This window comes from Leuconostoc kimchii IMSNU 11154 (genome assembly GCF_000092505.1).
Lineage (GTDB): Bacteria > Bacillota > Bacilli > Lactobacillales > Lactobacillaceae > Leuconostoc > Leuconostoc kimchii.
On sequence record NC_014136.1, the window covers coordinates 1366100 to 1385173 of the forward strand.

Consider the following 19074-nt stretch of genomic DNA (forward strand, 5'->3'; position numbering starts at 1 on the left):
ATGAGCTATAAATTTTGTATAATGGATATTATGATGAATAACTCTGTAATAACACAAAAAAACAACACAAAAAAATCATTATCATTTTTGACTTGGCTTCTGATTATCGGTGGTATGATTGCTACTGGTGGGGTATGGTTCTTTGCTAAACCGGTGTTACCAGTAGCGGATACGACACCGCCCGGTTTCTCGGTACAGGGCGTGGCAATTAACCAAACGTCTGGCTATGTTGATTATCATAATTTAACATCCAACGGTATTGATTTTACTTACTTGCGTGCGACAACGGGCGCATCTTTTTCTGATGATGATTATCAATCGAATTACGATCGTGCATCCGCAGCTAAGCTAAAAGTCGGTAGTATACAGGTTTATGATTCAAGTACCAATGCCGATACACAAGCACAATATTTTATTGATAAAGTTGGCGATAAAATAGGACAGTTACCGATTGCTATTTATGTCACGCAAGATCAAGTGTCTGCGCAAGATAGTAAAGAACGTTTAGCTACCTTAATTCAGACATTGACCGCACATTATGAGAAGGCGGTTGTCATATATACTACTCCTGATGTTAAGAAGCAACTTGCATCAACCATTTCGCAAACAAAGTATTGGTTGATCAGTAGTCACGCTAATGATAAAAAGGTGACCAATCAATTTATTCAGTACAGTGAAGATCATACAATAGGAACGGGTTTGAAGGCGATAAAGATGCCAACTAGTGTCTTTAATGGCACAGAAAAAGAATTTGAGGAGATAAAATGATTAAATTCGGTGTTATTGGTACCAATTGGATTACAAAAATGTTTATTGAAGCGGCATATAAAACTGGCGAATATGAGCTTACAAAAATTTATTCTCGTACAGAGGCACGGGGTGAAGCATTTTTAAACACCTTGGCAGTTGATGATGTGGATATTGTGACAACGTTGAGTGACTTATACACAAATATCGATGTTGTTTATATTGCTTCGCCTAATGCGTTTCACTTTGAACAATCAAAAGTAGCCATTGAATCCGGTGTACATGTGATTGTTGAAAAACCAACAACAAGTAATCCAACAGAATTTAGTGAAATTGAACGCGTGTTAGCCCAACATCCTGAGGTGCGCTATTTTGAAGCTGCGCGCCATATACATCAACCTAATTTTAAGCTCATTCAACAAACAATGGGTGAATTGACACAATTACAGGGTGCAACGCTTGTTTATCAAAAATATTCTTCACGTTATGATGCCTATTTGGCAGGTGAAGAGCCTAATGTATTGACACGTACCTATAGTGGTGGCGCGTTATATGATCTTGGTGTTTATCCAATCTATGCTGCTATTGCGCTGTTTGGCGCACCACGTGCTGTACAGTATTTACCAACGTTACTGACTAATGGTGCGGATGGCAAAGGTACGGCCAACCTGTTTTATGATGACTTTAATGTTACGGTATTATTTGGTAAAAGTGCTAACTCTTATCTACCAAGTGAAATTTATGGACTAAAAGAAACCCTCTCAATATCAAACATTGCTGAATTAGAGACAGTAACTTATTATGATGGTGATGGGCAACAGGATAACATTGGTCAAGTCATTGATGATAACCCAATGATTCACGAAGCACAAGATTTTGCGGATGTGATTAATGATCCTGTAGGTAATCATGTGCGTTATAGTCAATGGTTTCAGCTTGCTAAACAAGTCAACCAAACCTTGTTTGACCTACGTTCGTCGGCAAATATTGTATTTCCGGCTGATCAGAAAGAATATTAATTAATGACAATCAAACAAGAATTACAAGACAAGTTTAAAACAGACTTTGAAAAGCCAACACCCATACAAGATGCTGTATGGGAAAGATTTTCAGATGGTGAGAGTGTATTTGGTCTAGCACCAACTGGCACAGGAAAAACACTGGCATTTATCTTACCTTTATTGTCGCGTATTGATACGCATGCCAAGCGAACACAAGTGTTGATTTTAGCACCGAGTCAAGAGTTAGCGATGCAAACAACAGCTGTCGCGCGCGAATGGGGCGCACAGGTTGGCGTGTCAGTGGCGAGCTTAATTGGTGGCGCTAATGGTCGACGTCAGGCAGATAAATTAAAAAAAGAAAAGCCACACATCGTCATTGGTACGCTTGGTCGTGTATTAACAATGTCTGAAGGCGGTGTATTAAAATTAAATACCCTCCAAACAGTTGTTTTTGATGAAGCAGACGAGATGCTGACAGATGAACGCCATGATAGTTTGCAAGCACTTGCTGACCAACTCCCAACAAGTGTACAACTTGGCTTATTTTCTGCTACATCAGGTGTTGATTTGAAATATGTTTTTGATACGTTTCATCAAGAAGTACGACCAATTTCAGTAGGGACAGATGCGCCTGCAGCAATTAAGCATGAATTCCAATATGTTGATCAAAAAGCTAAATCAAATATACTGATTCAATTAGCGCGACATAACCAGCAAGCCTTAGTTTTTTTCAATACAATTAGTGCTTTGGTGAGTATGCAAGCGACCTTACAACATGCACATGTGAGTGTCATGAGTATTGGTAGTAATGATAAGCGTCAAGTTCAGCGTGCTGATGCGTTACGTCTTTTTAAAAAAGGTGAGGTTGCGCTGTTATTAGTAACCGATGTTGCTGCCCGTGGGCTAGATATCGAGGACTTGCCATTAGTTATTAATGCACAAATACCACAAAGTAAAAAAACTTATGTCCATCGTACGGGTCGTACAGGCCGTATGGGTAAAGCTGGTCAGGTGTTAAATCTTGGCAATGATCATGATATTAGAAATCTGAAGCGGGAATTAGGGGATGATTTTGAATTAGTTAAGGCAGTTAATCTGCATGATGAAAAGCCAAAACAGGCTCGTAGTGTGACGAAAGATTTGAAATATACGCTTGATGACCAGGTTACTGCTGAGAGTACAGTTAACAAGACGATTGCTAAACAACATCAACATGTTTCAAACCAAAAATCAACGATAGTTGAATCGAAGCGTTTGTCGTCTGTTATTGATAAACCTAAAAAGAAGAAACGCTTGAAAGCATCAAAAGATAAAGGAAAGCCGAAATGGGCAAATAAACGTGAAGAATAAATGCTTTAGTCATTTCCAGTAAAGCAGAAAAGGTTTGACTTTTGCTTGTGAGAGAACTATAATCAATTCAAAATAGTTTGATAGGAAATACACAAATATGCGTAATATGTACCAAGACAATATTAATGATAATACTATTTCTGCCCGACTTCTCATGAAAGACTAAGTGGGCATTTTTGCAACTGCCTACTGTTCTTACTTGTAGACGTAGACAGTTGGGTATATTTAATGGCAGCACCCTAACTGATATTTAAGTTAGGGTGCTTTTTTGTAGGTTAACAAGGAGTCGTGGTAAATATGATAAATATTGAAAAATTTATTGATGCTAGAAAGCAATTAAAATTATCACAAGCTACCTTATCTGATGGTATTTGTACACAAGCAACGTTATCAAAATTTGAAAATCATCAACAAATACCTGCTTTTGATATCATGATGGCGTTATGTGAGCGTTTAGATATTACTTTAAATGATATTTTTCCGATAAAAGTGAGTAAACGGCAAAACGAGACAGTATTGTGTCATGCGATGACGTCACTTGGTTATCAAAATCTGACGAATTTTGATAAATACATGTATAATTTGGATGGACGGCTTTTAGGTATATTCGAGGTCGGAAAGTATCAAATCATGCAATATTTTGCAACTGTAATTTGGCGAAAAGACGATGGGCAAGCAAAACAATTAATCAAACAAATTGACATTGTGAGTTTATCATCAGCGCAGCAATATGCATTTTACGCCATTACCTTACACTATTATTATCACTCGGGTAGATTAGATGCGGCACGAAAAATATTTGAGGATCTCAAAAAATACAAACAGCTGATTTTTTTGGATCAGTATTCAATATTTCATGCGATCACAATGTATTTATTGTCACAATATCAGCTGTTAGTTAAAAATTATAAGTGTGCGATGACGTTTGCTACTGAAGCAATTGAACAAACTACCAAAAATAATAGTACCTATTTTTTGGATAATTTATTTTGGTTAATGATTGAAGTTAGTGATACATGGGAAAGTCAGTCGTTTGTGGTCAATGAAATGATTAAAAGCGCGCGTGTGATTGCTAAAATGCACGGTAATGAAGAACTCTTAAATAAAATCGAACAACGAAAAAGGGAAAATGGCAATGACAACATTAAAAATAGTTGATTTACACGTTTCAGTTGCAGAAAAAGAAATTTTAAAGGGTGTTAACTTAACCGTTAACACAGGGGAAATTCATGCGATTATGGGACCAAATGGCACAGGAAAATCGACTTTATCACAAACAATTATGGGACATCCTGCATATCAAGTGACGTCAGGTCATATTTATATAGACGATCAAAACTTGTCAGAAATGACAGTTGATCAGCGTGCACGTGCTGGGTTATTTTTAGCCATGCAATATCCGTCAGAAATTCAAGGTGTGACTAATGCTGAATTTATGCGTGCTGCGATTAATGCACGACGTGCTGACGATGATCAAATTAATATTATGACCTTTATTCAACAACTAGATGAGAAACGTGAATTTTTATCAATGACAGAAGAAATGGCAGAACGTTATTTAAATGAAGGCTTTTCTGGTGGCGAAAAAAAGCGAAATGAAATTTTACAAATGATGATGATTGCGCCCAAGATTGCTATTTTGGATGAAATTGATTCAGGCTTAGATATTGATGCTTTAAAAGTTGTTTCTCGCGGTGTTAATCATATGCGCTCAAATGATTTTGGAGCATTAATGATTACCCACTACCAACGTCTATTAGATTACATCATTCCTGATTTTGTTCATGTGATGATGGGTGGTAAAATTGTGAAAACTGGCGGTGCCGAACTCGCTAAAAAACTTGAAGCAGAAGGATATAAAGGATTAAGAGATGAGCTTGGCTTGGACATCACGTTGACAGATGAAGACGCCGATAGTGGCGTTTTGGGGAAATAGCATGATTGATAATAAAAGCATAAAAGATCTACCAATGCCAATTTTTGCTAAAGTGAGGTATCATGCCTGGCTATTAGATGATATGCAACCGGCTCTAGAGTTTACGGATCAAGGTTATTTCAATCAGGAAGAATTGGGTATTGAAGTTAGTGGACAATCAACAACATACAGCAAGTTAACAGATGACCTGATTAGACAGGGTGTTATCTTGATGAGTATGCAAGATGCACAGCAACGGCATCAGCAACTGGTAAAAAAGTTAATTGGCAGCGTGATACCGAATAATTTGGACCGCTTGGCGGCTCAGAATTTCAATGCTTTTAACACTGGTATTTTTCTTTATATTCCTGACAACACGCAAATCAAGCATGTGTTACATCTGACGCTCAATCATCTATCGGTGACAGGAAAAGATTTCATCGCGCGAATTTTTGTGTATGTTGGTCAAAATGTGACAGTAGATATGATGCAACTAATTCATAGTGCCGATTTAGAAAAATCTAAAGCATCAGTAGTAATTGAAGTCCTGGCAGCAACAGGTGCTCAAGTAAATTACGCTAATGTCGATGCTTTTTCACAGAAAACTACTGGCTATATTAATAGACAAGCCAATGTAGGGGACCATGCCACAGTTGACTGGTCTAATGTATCATTCAACGATGGCAATGTGATTACAAAGTTAGAGAGCCGATTAAATGGTGAGGGGGCAACGTCACATGTCGGCGTCATTGCACTAACACATAAAAAGCAGACACAGGGACTAGTGACAGAAGTTCGCAATACAGGTCGGCATTCTGTGGGACATATTTTTCAACGTGGCGTTATCTTGAATCATTCTGCTTTGATTTTTAATGGCATCGGCCGCATTATTAAGGGCGCAAAAGGATCTGATGCCCAACAAGAATCACGCGTATTGATGCTATCGCATCATGCACGTGGTGAAGCAAATCCGTTACTTTTAATTGACGAAAATGATGTGACGGCTGGTCACGCAGCCTCTGTTGGTCGCGTAGACGAGCAACAGATGTATTATCTAATGAGCCGTGGACTAACTGAAAAAGTAGCTAGAAAATTAGTTATTCGTGGTTTTATGGGACAAATTTTGGCAAAGATGCCTACCAAAGCAGCGCGGCAAGCGGTAATTGATGAGATAGAGAGGAAATTACAATATGAGGGAAATTAGGCATGACTTTCCAGTATTGGATCAAGTGATTAATCAAAAGCCAATGATTTATTTAGATAGTGCGGCAACTGCTCAGAAACCACAGCAGGTGATTGATACCATTGTAAATTATTATGAACAAGATAATGCGAATGTCCATCGTGGCATTTATGAATTATCTCAACGTGCGACGCAATTGTATGAAGCATCGAGAGATAAAGTACAGCACTTTATTCATGCGAGTCAACGTGAGGAAATTTTGTTTACCCGTGGTACAACTGAGTCAATCAATTGGATCGCCAGCACATATGGCATTGACAATATTCATCAGGGAGATGAAATTGTTATTTCTTACATGGAACATCATTCAAACATCGTTCCTTGGCAACAGTTGGCTAAGCGAGTTGGGGCCACTTTAAAATATATTGGACTGAACGCTGACGGCACATTAAATATGACAGATGCTGCAACTCAGATTACGAACAAAACAAAGATTGTATCAATTGCGCATGCATCCAATGTGCTAGGCGTTATTAATCCCATTAAAGATTTAGCGGATTTGGCACATCAACATGGCGCTATAATTGTTGTGGATGGCGCGCAATCGACGCCACATATGGCGATTGATGTACAGGCACTATCAGCTGATTTTTTCGCGTTTTCTGGACACAAGATGATGGGACCGATGGGTATTGGCATTTTGTATGGTAAAAAATCAATCTTAGACAATATGAAGCCTGCGCAATTTGGTGGTGAAATGATTGAATCTGTTTCATTACATGACGCCATTTTTCAACCCTTACCTTGGCGTTTTGAGGCAGGCACACCCAATGTAGCTGGGGCAATTGGGCTGGGTGCAGCCATTGATTATTTGACGACAATCGGTATGTCAAATGTGAACCAATATGAACATGATTTAGTATCTTATGCATTACCAAAGTTAAAAAGTATTGTGGGTGTGACGATTTATGGGCCGCAAAATATTAAAGAGCATACGGCTGTGATTGCATTCAACGTGGATGGTATACATGCGCATGACATGGCTACGGCATTGGATCAAGAGGGTATTGAAGTTAGAGCTGGACATCATTGTGCACAACCACTGATGAATTATTTAGATCTGACGGCAACCGTACGTGTAAGTCTTTATCTTTATAACACCACTGCAGAAATTGATCGATTAGTCGCAACAATAAAAAAGATAAAGGAATATTTTCAAAATGGCTTTACATAACTTAGACAATTTATACCGGCAAGCCATTATGGGCTATGCTCAAAATCCTCATCATTATCATCCAGTTACAGTAGCAGATCAATATACTGTCAGAAAATATAACCCAACTTGTGGTGATGTTATTGAAATAGCGATAACAACCCATGATCAAGTGATTTCTGACATACATTTTGATGGTGACGGTTGTGCTATTTCTAAGGCATCTGCGTCAATGATGACTGATTTGGTCTTAAACAGGACACTGTCTGCAGCGCAAAAGATGATCTCTGAGTTTTCTAGCATGACAATGGGAGAATCCCATGATCAGGTGCTATTAGGTGAGGCGGAATTGTTGGCTGGTGTGACAAAATTCCCAGCACGTATCAAATGTGCAACATTAGCATGGCATGCATTAGACGAACTTTTGACCAGTAAGAATTAAAAGGGGAATAGGCGATGGAAATTGAACGACAAGCAGCACTTGAGCGTACAAAAGCAGCGATTAATGTTAACAAAGCCGACGAATTAGGATTCCAAGATAACTATCAGGCTGTATTTTCAACAGGCAAAGGCATCAATGAAACAATTATTCGCCAAATATCAGCTAAGAAAAAAGAACCACAATGGATGTTAGATTATCGCTTGCAAGCCTATCAGACGTATTTAGATATGCCGATGCAAACATGGGGACCAGACTTAAGTGATATTAATTTTGACGACATTTATTATTATAATAAACCAACGAATGATAAATACCGTGATTGGGATGATGTGCCAGCCGAACTTAAGGCAACTTTTGAGCGCCTAGGTGTACCAGAAGCTGAGCGTAAATGGCTGGCAGGATCATCAGCGCAATATGAGTCCGAGGTTGTTTACCATAAAATGAAGGCAGAATTTGAAAAAACTGGTATTATCTTTACAGATACGGATACGGCAGTTCAAGAATATCCAGAATTAGTTCAAGCGTACTTTGGATCTTTAGTAAAGCCAACAAACAATAAAATGGCGGCGTTGAATTCAGCAGCGTGGTCAGGTGGCACCTTTATTTATGTGCCGAAGGGTGTTCGCGTGACAACACCTATTCAATCATATTTTAGAATTAACACTGAAAACGAGGGTCAGTTTGAACGTACATTAATTATTGTTGATGAAGGGGCACATGTTGATTATGTGGAGGGCTGTTCAGCGCCAATGTATTCAGGGGATGCATTACATGCAGCAGTTGTTGAAGTGATTGTTAAAAAAGATGCTTATTGCCGTTATACAACGATACAAAACTGGTCGAATAACGTGTATTCATTGGAAACAAAGCGTGCAGCAGCGCATGAGAATGCCACAATGGAATGGGTTGATGGCAATTTTGGCTCCAAAACAACGATGAAGTATCCATCGGTTTATTTAGAAGGGGAAGGCGCACGGGGGACCATGTTATCTATTGCGGTTGCCGGTTCAGGTGTTCATTTGGATTCGGGTGCACAAATGATTCATCACGCAAAAAATACCTCTTCTTCAATTATTTCAAAATCTATTGCTCATGATGGTGGCGTAACAGATTATCGGGGTACCGTTAAATTTGGTCGTGAATCCGATGGGTCTTTTGCACATGTTGAGTGTGACACAATTCTAGTGGATGATCAGTCTTCTGCAGATACCATACCTTACAACACGATATTAAATGGTAATGTGTCAATGGAGCATGAGGCTAAAGTATCACGAGTGTCAGAAGAACAATTGTATTATTTGATGACACGAGGCATTTCGGCAGAAAAGGCAACTGAAATGATTGTGATGGGCTTTATTGAACCATTTACTAAGGAGCTACCAATGGAATATGCTGTAGAATTGAATCGCTTAATGAAGTTTGAAATGGTTGGATCGGTAGGATAATTATGCAGTCGGAATTAGAAGATAGAATAATGGCAACTTTAACAAATGTGATTGATCCAGAGTTACAAATTGATATTGTTAATTTAGGTTTGATCAATTATATTGATATGGCAACAAATGGTGATGTCACCATAAACATGACATTAACTACGATGGGTTGTCCACTAACAGGCGTTTTAGAAGAAATGATTATAAAAGCATTGAAAATTATACCAGAAGTCAAAACAACCAAAGTTGAACTTACATGGGAACCTGCTTGGGGAATTGATAGAATGTCACGATACGCAAAAATGGCATTAGGATTATAAAAGGATTGAATTATATAAAATTGGAATAAAATATGCCTTGCAATTGACGATAAATTATAAAGTAGTTATGATTAGATTATTAAATTAAAAGGAAGTTTTTCACATGAGAAATCAGGTTATAGCACAAATTAATAAAATAAACTCAGCCCTTCTCCTCAGCTTGCTCAGACTATCCTAGCAAGTTGAGCTTTTAAGCTGGTTGTTAGGTATTTATCTAATGGCTAGTGAATTAAAGGATGTGAGTGCATGATCCCGGACTAGTCAAATTGACTGGTCCGGGATTTTTAATTTAAGGAGAAAAACATGATAAATAAAGTAACTTTTTATGATACAACAATGCGTGATGGTGAACAAACAATCGGAGTAAATTTTTCAATTGATGAAAAGATTGAAATCGCAAAAGGATTGGATGATTATGGTGTTGCAGCAATTGAAGCAGGATTTCCTGCAGCTTCTCAGAAAGATTTTGAAGAAGTGAAAAGAATCGCAGAAGTTGTGGATAACGCAAAAATTGTCGGTTTGGCACGAATGGTCAGAAATGATATTAATGCGGTTATTGAGGCAACAAAGGATGCAAAACATCCAATGATTCATGTGTTTATTGCAACTTCGCCGATCCATCGCGAATTTAAATTGCATATGACTAAACAAGAAATATTAGACAAAATTAAATCAGATGTTACTTTCACGAAACAATATATCCAAGATATTGTATTTTCACCTGAAGATGCCACACGAACTGAACCTGAGTTTTTGGTAGCCAGCGTACAAACAGCTATTGATGCTGGTGCGACAATGATTAACATACCAGACACGGTTGGTTATGATACGCCAGAAGAATACGGTGAAGTTTTTGAAAACTTGCGTCAAAATATTGTTGGTTTTGACGCAGTTGGTTGGTCAACACATACACATAATGATTTGGGTATGGCAACGGCCAATGCTTTGGCAGGCATTGCGCATGGTGCGACAGAAATTCAAGGGACAATTAATGGCATTGGTGAACGTGCTGGAAACGTCGACATGATTGAAGTAGCTGCCGCCATACATGTTCGACATGAAAAATTCAATGTTGAAACGGCTATTATGTTGCCTCAATCAAAAGCACTATCAGACATGGTGGCACGCGCAACACGTATGCCTGTTGCCGGCAATAAACCAATTATGGGACGAAACGCGTTTGCACATGAGTCTGGCATTCATCAAGATGGTTATTTAAAAAATCCAGAAACGTATGAAATCTTGAAGCCAGAAATGGTTGGGGTTACGGCATCTTTGCCTCTGGGTAAACTCTCAGGGTCACATGCTGTCATGTCAAAACTAAACCACTTAGGATATGATATAACACGTGATGATATGGCAGTCGTTTTCCCAATTTTTAAGTCAATTGCTGAAGAATCTGATTTGATTACAGATGAGCAATTAAAGCGGATTATGCAAAGTGTTGCAGAAAAAGAAACGGTGGGAAATCAATAATGACTGCAGTTAAAAAAATAGTCGTATTGAAAGGCGATTATATTGGTCCTGAAATTATGACAGCTGGGTTAACAGTATTAGATGCTGCAACCAGAAATGAGCCGTTCTCTTATGAACTAATAGAGGCACCGTTTGGCGGTGACGGGATTGACCGTGCTGGAGACCCACTACCACAATCAACGATTGATGTTTCAAAACAGGCTGATGCGGTGCTACTTAGTGCAATTGGTGGGCCGAAATGAGATAATGCGCCACGCCGCCCAGAGCAAGGGTTACTAGAAATGAGATCAAACCTCAACCTGTTTGCTAACATCAGGCCAACTAGAGTGACAGCAGCGCAAATTGACCGCTCACCACTGAAGCCAGAATATGTTGAAAATACAAATTTTGTCATCGTTCGTGAGTTGACCTCTGGTGCTTATTTTGGAAAGCCGCGCAAACTGGAAGCGCATCAAGCGATTGATACGATGTATTACAGTGAAGAAGAAGTAACTCGTATTATGCACCAAGGTTTTAAAATGGCACAAAAACGGAACAAGCATGTCACCATTGTTGATAAATCAAATGTATTGGCTACATCAAAGTTTTGGCGGCAGATTGCTCATGAAGTTGGCAAAAGTTATCCGGAGGTGACAATCGACGATTACTATGTTGACGCGATGACGATGGCTATTATGTTAAAACCCGCAACATTCGATGTTGTGATTATACCAAACCTGTTTGGAGACATTTTAAGTGATGAAGCAGCTCAAATTACAGGTTCAATCGGGCAAATACCTTCAATGTCTGTTGGTGAAAGTGGTCCCAATTTGTATGAACCAATTCATGGTTCAGCACCTGATATAGCTGGGAAAGGCATAGCTAATCCCATCTCTATGGTGAATACGGTCGCCATGATGTTGACGGAAAGCTTTGATGAAAAAAGAATTGCAGATAAAATTTCTAAAGCAGTAGATTATATTATTGAAAATCATTTTGTGACACCAGACATGGGTGGCACAATGACAACGATTGAAGTGACAGAAAAAATAATTGAATGCATTGAGAATTATGACTTGGAGGCTGTAAAGTGACTCAAACATTATTTGATAAAATCTGGGAAAAACATGTGATTACAGGGAAAATTGGCGAAGCGCAGTTAATTTACGTAGATTTGCACCTCATTCATGAGGTGACTTCGCCACAACCTTTTGACGGATTAAGAAGTACAAATCGACGTGTTAGACGACCAGATTTAACTTTTGCAACTATGGATCATAATGTGCCAACGAAAGATATATTTAATGTGCAAGATCAAATGTCTCGATTGCAGATGGATACACTCGTTAAAAATACAAAAGAATTTGATGTGCCATTGGCATCAATTGGTGATGATAAGCAAGGAATCGTTCATGTCGTGGGACCAGAACGAGGGTTAACACAACCGGCTAAAGTGATTGTCTGTGGTGATTCCCATACAGCAACTCATGGTGCGTTTGGTGCAATCGCCTTTGGCATTGGGACTTCCGAAGTCGAGCACGTACTAGCGACCCAAACAATTTGGCAAGTTAAACCAAAAACGATGGGGATAAAAGTTACTGGAATGCTGCCTAAAAACACATACGCGAAAGACATTATTATGGGCATTATTGCGCAATATGGTGTGTCATTTGGCGTTGGTTACGCCATTGAATTTTACGGTGAAACGATTAAGCAACTCTCAATGGAAGCTCGTATGACCATATGCAATATGTCCATTGAAGCTGGTTCCAAAACAGGTATGGTAAAGCCAGATCAAACAACATTTGATTACATTGAGGGACGTGAGCAAGCACCCAAAGACTTTGCAGCAGCCAAAAAATATTGGTCACAATTCTACACAGATGATGAAAATGACTTTGATGAGACATTGACTTTTGATGTATCAAATTTGAAACCGATGGTGACATGGGGAACAAATCCTGGTATGGCGACACCGGTCGACCAATCTTTACCAGAAATCAAAGATGATAATGATGCAAACGCTTATGAATATATTGGCTTACATCCTAATATGAAGCCGGTTGACATTAAGTTGGATTATATTTTCATCGGGTCATGTACGAATAGCCGTTATGAGGATCTTGAAATTGCCGCAAATATGATGAAAGGACGTCATTTAGCGCCCAACGTCACTGCGTGGATCGTGCCAGGTAGTCGGGCCATTCGAAATCGTGCAATCAAATCGGGCATTGCTCAAATATTTGAAGATGCTGGTTGTGAATGGCGTGAGCCAGGATGTTCGGCGTGTTTGGCAATGAATCCTGACAAAATTCCAGCAGGCAAGCATGTTGCGTCAACATCAAATAGAAACTTCATTGGACGCCAAGGTGCAGGATCAAGAACGCATTTGGCTTCTCCAGCTATGGTTGCTGCAGCAGGGATTGCTGGTCACTTCGTTGATATTACGACAGATGAATTTGTATAGGGGAATGATATGGAAGCTTTTGTAAGAGAAACAGGCAGGGCGGTTGTTATTCCAAATGACAACATTAATACGGATATTATCTTGCCCAAACAATTTTTGAAAAACATCTTAAAGACAGGTTTTGGGAAAGATTTATTTTTTGATTGGCGATACAATCCTGACGGTTCACTAAATGAAACATTTGAATTGAACAAGCCAGAGCATCAGGAGGCTTCAATTTTAATTACAGGCAATGATTTTGGATCAGGCTCATCACGAGAACACGCGGTATGGGCGTTAACAGATTATGGATTCAGGGCAGTCATTGGCGGCGGATTTTCAGATATTTTTTACATGAATTCCACCAAAAACGGCTTGTTGCCAATTGTGTTGCCTGAAGAAAATCGGAAAATATTGCGGGGCATTCAAGCAGATGAAGATATTCAAATTGATTTACTCGAACAAACGGTGACTTATAAAAACCATACTTTCCATTTTGATATCAACTCACAATGGAAAGAAAAATTTATCAATGGTGAAGATGATATTGATAACACGATGAAATATAAAAAATTGATTTCAGCATTTGAAAAGCAACGACCAAATTTTGGATAAACGCGTAACGCATTTATAATCAGAAATAAAAAATAATATATTAAAAGGATGGTATTTTACCATGACAGAAGCAACAACAGCAAAGGTTCATTGGAACGGTGGTATTCAAGAAGAAGCCATTAATATCTTGAAAGAAGATGGGGGAATGATTGTTAGCCCAACAAAAGTGGGTTACATTATCATGACTTCAGACGATAAAGGGTTGGAACGCAAATTTGCTGCTAAGAATCGCAAGCGTAATAAACCAGGTGTCGTACTATGTGGTTCAGTAGAACAGGTTAAACAATTAGCACAAATGACACCTGAAATCGAACAAATGTATCAAACACATTGGGATGAGGACATTTTGTTGGGTTGTATCTTGCCATGGCAAGCAGAAGCTATCAGTAAGATACCAAATGATGGCACAAAAGATTTGATGATGGATCAACGTGAAACGAGTTGCTTTGTTATCAAGTTTGGGACACCAAGTGAAAATATCGCCAAAGAAATGTGGGAAAAGTATGGTAAGTTTTCATTTGCCAGTTCAGCTAATCCATCTGGTAAGGGAAATCGTGGTTTGGTAACTGGTATTGGTGACCAAATTGAAAATGCTGCTGACCTCATTATTGAAGCAGATGATTATGTGGCCTCAATTCAACCCGACAAGACGCTAGATACACGCTACGAACAAGGAGTGATGGTATCTATGGTTGATGAGACCGGTCAGCTCATTCCGGAACAAAATGGTGTTGTGGGTATGCAACCAGCGCCAATTGTTATTCGAAAAGGACTAGATGTGGATAAAATCATGAAAATTATGAGCGACATTTTCGCATCATGGGATTATCGTCACGGCTACTATTACTGAACAGACACCTAAGTGTGTCACTGATACAAGGAGAAAAGATATGTTAAATCCACCGAAAAGTACGATGTTAAGAACTGATGTGATACGATATGGCAGTTTTATTGTTTTAATTTTGATCGCTGGCATATTACTCTTAATGTCAGGCGTAACACAATATCCTGAAATTATTGGTATGGCATACCTATCGTTTACTTTTGGCTTACGTCATGCTTTTGATGTGGATCATATTGCAGCCATTGATAATATGACGCGTAAAATGTTAAATGATGGTAAAAATACGCGTGGTGTTGGTTTTAGTTTCTCTTTTGGACATTCAATGGTCGTTGTATTAATGGCACTCGTCACTGTGTTATTTGTTGAATGGGCTAAGGAATCGATGCCCGTGTTTGAACAAATTGGTGGTGTTTTAGGCACGATGATTGCAGCGATCATGTTACTCATGTTGACCATTGTCAACACATTTATTTTACGAAGCATTTGGATCAATTTTAAACATATGGGATCTGATGTACAACAATCAGATAAACGACACACTATGGAACAATCAAAAATTTATGTTCTATTTTTGAAATTATTGAAATTAATTAAACATAATTGGCAAGTGGCCATCGTTGGTTTCCTATTTGGTTTGGGATTTGATACGGCAACTCAAATTGCCGTTCTAGCCACCTCTGCTACTGCTGCAAACGCTGGCATAGCTTGGTATACGACGTTAGCCTTTCCATTATTGTTTACGGCGGGCATGTGTTTAATGGATACCATTGATGGTTTTTTTATGAGTACGACCTACACTTGGATTGTCTCGTCATCTTATCGTAAAGTTTATTATAATTTAATTTTAACAGGTATTTCAATCATGGCAGCAGGATTCATTAGTTTTGTTGACTTTGTCCAGTCAATGCGTGTGATATTTCATTGGCATAATGGTTTGTCAAACTGGGCAATCGGGTTAGATTTTAACCAACTGGGATTGATACTAGTTGCCATTTTCGCAGTGACTTGGATTATTGCATTGACAATGTGGCGTGTTTTGAACTTATCTGAAAGAGAGCCAACAAGTTGATGCTGACTTATTAAGTCATTTTGTGAACGCATAGTAAATGGCAGCGTCGATTTATTATGCGTTCTTTTGTGTTATTTATCAGAGAGATTTAATCTCCTATTAATCATAAAGTATTACACTTAGATCAATAAAACGTTACAATGGAGATATGAAAATGGCTAAAGCAATTAAAATTTTGTTAATTGAAGATGATGTGAACCTTGCAGATAATATTGTGGGTTTTTTACAAGATTTTGCAGATGTTAACGTTGTAGATAACGGCCTAGATGGTGAGTTTGAAGGTCAGGAGTCGCCATATGATCTCATTATTTCCGATTTAATGTTGCCTGGTGAAAATGGGTTTGAAGTCATTAAGTATTTGCGTAAAAATGATATTGAAACACCTGTGCTCATATTAACAGCTAAAAGCTCACTTGATGATAAAATTGAGGGCTTTAACGTTGGGGCAGATGATTATTTAACGAAGCCTTTTTATCGTGAAGAATTATTGGTACGCGTCAAGGCGTTACTGAGACGTGCAGGTGTTTATTCTGAAGATAATATGATTGCCGTAGGGGATGTGATGATTAATCTAGAAAACCGTGGTGTGCAAGTGCATGGGCAACAAGTAAAGCTGGTGGGGAAAGAGTTTGATATTTTGACGTACCTGGCTCAAAACAAAAACATCATTGTGACACGTGATCAGATTTTTGATCGTGTTTGGGGTATCGACTCTGACACAACGATTAATGTTGTGAATATTTACTTGAATAATTTACGACGAAAATTAGAGGCAGTTGGGCAAAACGATTTGATTAAAACATTACGGAATATTGGGTTCATTTTAGAGGTTAATGATGCCTAAAGTGATTAACAAACAACAGCAAATCCGAGGGTTCCTTTTGCTGATTGCGAGTTTTTTTGTGATATTTACTGTTCTTGGTGGTGTCATCTACTGGTCATATACGCGTACAATTTTTCGAAATTCGGATACGGCGTTAACACAGCAAATTAAACAGTTTGACTTGGCCGGTGCACTACAAAATTCCTCAGATTCTAATCGCAAGGCGCCCCTTTTGTTGCAGTCAAATATGTTGGCTGATGTTTGGGTTTACGATAAGGACAAAAAGTTAGTGCTTGACGACCGTATACCAGAATCAATGCAATCGCTTTACAAGAAACAATTTAAATATACCCAACAATTTGTTTCATATAGGCCAAAAACAATTGCAATTGGTGATAATTATTATCGTGGCATGCGTGTTGCCTTTGTGGACGGTACGCGGAATAATGATGGTAAGCCAGTTAAATACGGCATTATTACAGTTAATGTAACAGATACGATGTTTAACTTAAATCAGTTTAAAAAAGTGTTATTATGGTCATTTGGTACGTTTGGTTTGCTTGCTTTGATGGTTTCTTATTGGATTAGTTTGAAAAACATGAAACCCATCATTAGGGCATGGCAACAACAGCAAGATTTTGTCAACAATGCAGCGCATGAATTACGGACACCAATGGCTGTTATCCAAGGAAAATTAGAAAACATGCTAACGCGTCCAGAGTCAACAGTCCGTGAGCAATCAGACGCAATTATCTTGTCATTATCTGAAGTGCGTCGGTTAACTTCTCTAACTGACAATATGTTGACTTTGGCAAAATCTGGTTCTAATATGACTCGAGTCGAAAAAGAACCAACAAATATTGCTGATTTTCTAGCAACGATTGTGGCACCATACCAAGAAATGGCTGAATTCGAAGGGAAAAAGGTGTTGTTATCAACACGAGTAACACAACCGGTAATGATTGATCAAAAAAGAATTCATCAATTACTGGTCTTGTTAGTCGATAACGCAATGAAATATTCCGATGCGGGTGCTACTGTATCTATCTCGGCGACAATAGAAAAGCGTAAATTTATATTAAGTGTTGCGGATACTGGTCGTGGGATTAGTGATGCCGCCAAAAAACATGTGTTTGATCGCTTTTATCGTGAAGATAAAACGGGTAGTCGTGAGACTGGAGGCACTGGCTTGGGATTGTCTATTGCTGAGTGGATCGTACAAGCACATGGTGGCAAAATTGTTATTTTAGACAATCATCCCCAAGGGACCATTTTTAAAACAACGTTACCACTTTAAATTGAAATTGTTTTGCATAGGAGGGTTAGAGTCATATGAAATATTCTTTGTTAACTGTTGCTGTTGTTGCTGCAATTGTCGGTGGTGGCGTCGTCTATTCTGGGACACAGCCAAATTCGTGGTTTCAGCAACAACCTGTTTCTAAAAAAGTAGCGAATATCACGGGCCGAGCAAATGTTGCAGATGTTGCTTATGTTAGTAATGATCAGGCAACGACAGCTTACAATAAAGTAAAAAATACTGTTGTAACTGTTCAAAATTTACAAAAAGATCATAGTCAAGCAAGTGGTGATTTTTCAGCTTTGTTTGGTCGTTCATCCCAAGAAGAAGGAGAAACAACCACCGAACAAACAGCATCTGAGGGTTCAGGTGTTATTTATAAAGTTCAAAATGGTGATATTTACATGATTACTAATAATCATGTTGTTGCGGACTCTGACGCCTTACAAATTATAACTGCCTCCGGTGATAAAGTTAAGGCGACAATCGTTGGGACAGATGCCGAGAAGGACATTGCGGTAATTAAAGCAAAAACAAATACGATAAAGACAGCGGCAACTTTTGGGAAAGTGTCTGATTTACAATCTGGTCAACAGGTATTAGCAATTGGATCGCCATTGGGATCCGATTACGCGACATCTGTGACGAGTGGCATTATTTCTGCACCACGCCGTCATTTGTCATTGCAAGAAAATGGGAGCACTGCGACTGTTATTCAAACTGACGCTGCGATTAATCCAGGGAACTCAGGCGGTCCCTTAATTAATTTGTCAGGACAGATTATTGGTATTAATTCATCAAAAATTGCTTCATCAGATGATGGCACAAATGTTGAAGGCATGGGATTTGCTATCCCTTCAGATGTTGTTCAAGACTTTATTCATACGACTGAAAAATAGTGTTATTCATCATAAAACAGCG

18 protein-coding genes and 1 pseudogene are annotated in these 19074 nt (G+C 38.6%); all 19 read left to right on the top strand.

Annotation, left to right across the window (positions count from 1 at the left end):
* The first annotated feature begins 30 nt into the window (after positions 1-30).
* The 19 genes and pseudogenes from LKI_RS07465 to LKI_RS07560 all read left to right on the top strand — a co-directional run bounded on the left by LKI_RS07465 (position 31) and on the right by LKI_RS07560 (position 19052).
* Complete coding sequence (locus tag LKI_RS07465) at positions 31-768, top strand: GH25 family lysozyme (RefSeq protein WP_041762787.1); 738 nt, start codon at positions 31-33, stop codon at positions 766-768.
* A complete protein-coding gene (locus LKI_RS07470; protein WP_013103528.1) occupies positions 765-1766 on the top strand; it encodes a Gfo/Idh/MocA family protein in 1002 nt (333 codons plus the stop codon). The genes LKI_RS07465 and LKI_RS07470 overlap by 4 nt, the downstream gene beginning before the upstream one ends.
* A gap of 3 nt (positions 1767-1769) precedes the next feature.
* Positions 1770-3098, top strand: a complete 1329-nt coding sequence (locus LKI_RS07475; protein ID WP_013103529.1) for a DEAD/DEAH box helicase — start codon at positions 1770-1772, stop codon at positions 3096-3098.
* A gap of 297 nt (positions 3099-3395) precedes the next feature.
* Complete coding sequence (locus tag LKI_RS07480; RefSeq protein WP_013103530.1) at positions 3396-4256, top strand: helix-turn-helix domain-containing protein; 861 nt, start codon at positions 3396-3398, stop codon at positions 4254-4256.
* On the top strand, positions 4234-5034 hold the full coding sequence (gene sufC, locus LKI_RS07485; RefSeq protein ID WP_013103531.1) for a Fe-S cluster assembly ATPase SufC: 801 nt from the start codon (positions 4234-4236) through the stop codon (positions 5032-5034). The genes LKI_RS07480 and sufC overlap by 23 nt, the downstream gene beginning before the upstream one ends.
* A 1-nt stretch (position 5035) precedes the next feature.
* A complete protein-coding gene (sufD, locus tag LKI_RS07490) occupies positions 5036-6217 on the top strand; it encodes a Fe-S cluster assembly protein SufD (protein ID WP_013103532.1) in 1182 nt (393 codons plus the stop codon).
* Entirely contained in the window at positions 6204-7430 is a 1227-nt protein-coding gene (locus tag LKI_RS07495) for an aminotransferase class V-fold PLP-dependent enzyme (RefSeq protein WP_013103533.1), read from the top strand. Before sufD ends, LKI_RS07495 begins: the two co-directional genes overlap by 14 nt.
* On the top strand, positions 7417-7851 hold the full coding sequence (gene sufU / locus LKI_RS07500; protein ID WP_013103534.1) for a Fe-S cluster assembly sulfur transfer protein SufU: 435 nt from the start codon (positions 7417-7419) through the stop codon (positions 7849-7851). Before LKI_RS07495 ends, sufU begins: the two co-directional genes overlap by 14 nt.
* Before the next feature lie 14 nt (positions 7852-7865).
* A complete protein-coding gene (gene sufB / locus LKI_RS07505; RefSeq protein ID WP_013103535.1) occupies positions 7866-9296 on the top strand; it encodes a Fe-S cluster assembly protein SufB in 1431 nt (476 codons plus the stop codon).
* Between the two features lie 2 nt (positions 9297-9298).
* Positions 9299-9604 (top strand): metal-sulfur cluster assembly factor, encoded by a 306-nt coding sequence (locus LKI_RS07510; RefSeq protein WP_041762637.1) that lies wholly within the window; start codon positions 9299-9301, stop codon positions 9602-9604.
* Positions 9605-9907: 303 nt separating this feature from the next.
* A complete protein-coding gene (locus LKI_RS07515) occupies positions 9908-11080 on the top strand; it encodes a 2-isopropylmalate synthase (protein ID WP_013103537.1) in 1173 nt (390 codons plus the stop codon).
* Positions 11080-12153 (top strand): annotated as a pseudogene (gene leuB / locus LKI_RS07525) (3-isopropylmalate dehydrogenase). The gene LKI_RS07515 and the pseudogene leuB overlap by 1 nt, the downstream one beginning before the upstream one ends.
* On the top strand, positions 12150-13526 hold the full coding sequence (leuC, locus tag LKI_RS07530; RefSeq protein ID WP_013103540.1) for a 3-isopropylmalate dehydratase large subunit: 1377 nt from the start codon (positions 12150-12152) through the stop codon (positions 13524-13526). The pseudogene leuB and the gene leuC overlap by 4 nt, the downstream one beginning before the upstream one ends.
* 9 nt (positions 13527-13535) lie before the next feature.
* Positions 13536-14120 carry a 3-isopropylmalate dehydratase small subunit gene (leuD, locus tag LKI_RS07535; RefSeq protein ID WP_013103541.1) on the top strand — a complete coding sequence of 195 codons (585 nt, stop codon included), beginning with the start codon at positions 13536-13538 and terminating at the stop codon, positions 14118-14120.
* A 61-nt stretch (positions 14121-14181) separates the two neighbouring features.
* Positions 14182-14970: an L-threonylcarbamoyladenylate synthase gene (locus tag LKI_RS07540; protein ID WP_013103542.1), complete on the top strand. Its 789-nt coding sequence runs from the start codon at positions 14182-14184 to the stop codon at positions 14968-14970.
* 40 nt (positions 14971-15010) lie between these two features.
* Positions 15011-16033 (top strand): HoxN/HupN/NixA family nickel/cobalt transporter, encoded by a 1023-nt coding sequence (locus LKI_RS07545; RefSeq protein ID WP_013103543.1) that lies wholly within the window; start codon positions 15011-15013, stop codon positions 16031-16033.
* Between the two features lie 154 nt (positions 16034-16187).
* Positions 16188-16877 (top strand): response regulator transcription factor, encoded by a 690-nt coding sequence (locus tag LKI_RS07550; protein ID WP_013103544.1) that lies wholly within the window; start codon positions 16188-16190, stop codon positions 16875-16877.
* Entirely contained in the window at positions 16870-18153 is a 1284-nt protein-coding gene (locus tag LKI_RS07555) for a sensor histidine kinase (protein ID WP_013103545.1), read from the top strand. The genes LKI_RS07550 and LKI_RS07555 overlap by 8 nt, the downstream gene beginning before the upstream one ends.
* A 35-nt stretch (positions 18154-18188) precedes the next feature.
* Positions 18189-19052 (top strand): S1C family serine protease, encoded by an 864-nt coding sequence (locus tag LKI_RS07560; protein WP_013103546.1) that lies wholly within the window; start codon positions 18189-18191, stop codon positions 19050-19052.
* Positions 19053-19074: the final 22 nt, after the last annotated feature.

Coding starts and splice junctions, on each gene's coding strand:
- LKI_RS07465 (WP_041762787.1), top strand. CDS start 31: ATGATGAATAACTCTGTAATAACACAAAAAAACAACACAAAAAAATCA.
- LKI_RS07470 (WP_013103528.1), top strand. CDS start 765: ATGATTAAATTCGGTGTTATTGGTACCAATTGGATTACAAAAATGTTT.
- LKI_RS07475 (WP_013103529.1), top strand. CDS start 1,770: ATGACAATCAAACAAGAATTACAAGACAAGTTTAAAACAGACTTTGAA.
- LKI_RS07480 (WP_013103530.1), top strand. CDS start 3,396: ATGATAAATATTGAAAAATTTATTGATGCTAGAAAGCAATTAAAATTA.
- sufC (WP_013103531.1), top strand. CDS start 4,234: ATGACAACATTAAAAATAGTTGATTTACACGTTTCAGTTGCAGAAAAA.
- sufD (WP_013103532.1), top strand. CDS start 5,036: ATGATTGATAATAAAAGCATAAAAGATCTACCAATGCCAATTTTTGCT.
- LKI_RS07495 (WP_013103533.1), top strand. CDS start 6,204: ATGAGGGAAATTAGGCATGACTTTCCAGTATTGGATCAAGTGATTAAT.
- sufU (WP_013103534.1), top strand. CDS start 7,417: ATGGCTTTACATAACTTAGACAATTTATACCGGCAAGCCATTATGGGC.
- sufB (WP_013103535.1), top strand. CDS start 7,866: ATGGAAATTGAACGACAAGCAGCACTTGAGCGTACAAAAGCAGCGATT.
- LKI_RS07510 (WP_041762637.1), top strand. CDS start 9,299: ATGCAGTCGGAATTAGAAGATAGAATAATGGCAACTTTAACAAATGTG.
- LKI_RS07515 (WP_013103537.1), top strand. CDS start 9,908: ATGATAAATAAAGTAACTTTTTATGATACAACAATGCGTGATGGTGAA.
- leuD (WP_013103541.1), top strand. CDS start 13,536: ATGGAAGCTTTTGTAAGAGAAACAGGCAGGGCGGTTGTTATTCCAAAT.
- LKI_RS07540 (WP_013103542.1), top strand. CDS start 14,182: ATGACAGAAGCAACAACAGCAAAGGTTCATTGGAACGGTGGTATTCAA.
- LKI_RS07545 (WP_013103543.1), top strand. CDS start 15,011: ATGTTAAATCCACCGAAAAGTACGATGTTAAGAACTGATGTGATACGA.
- LKI_RS07550 (WP_013103544.1), top strand. CDS start 16,188: ATGGCTAAAGCAATTAAAATTTTGTTAATTGAAGATGATGTGAACCTT.
- LKI_RS07555 (WP_013103545.1), top strand. CDS start 16,870: ATGCCTAAAGTGATTAACAAACAACAGCAAATCCGAGGGTTCCTTTTG.
- LKI_RS07560 (WP_013103546.1), top strand. CDS start 18,189: ATGAAATATTCTTTGTTAACTGTTGCTGTTGTTGCTGCAATTGTCGGT.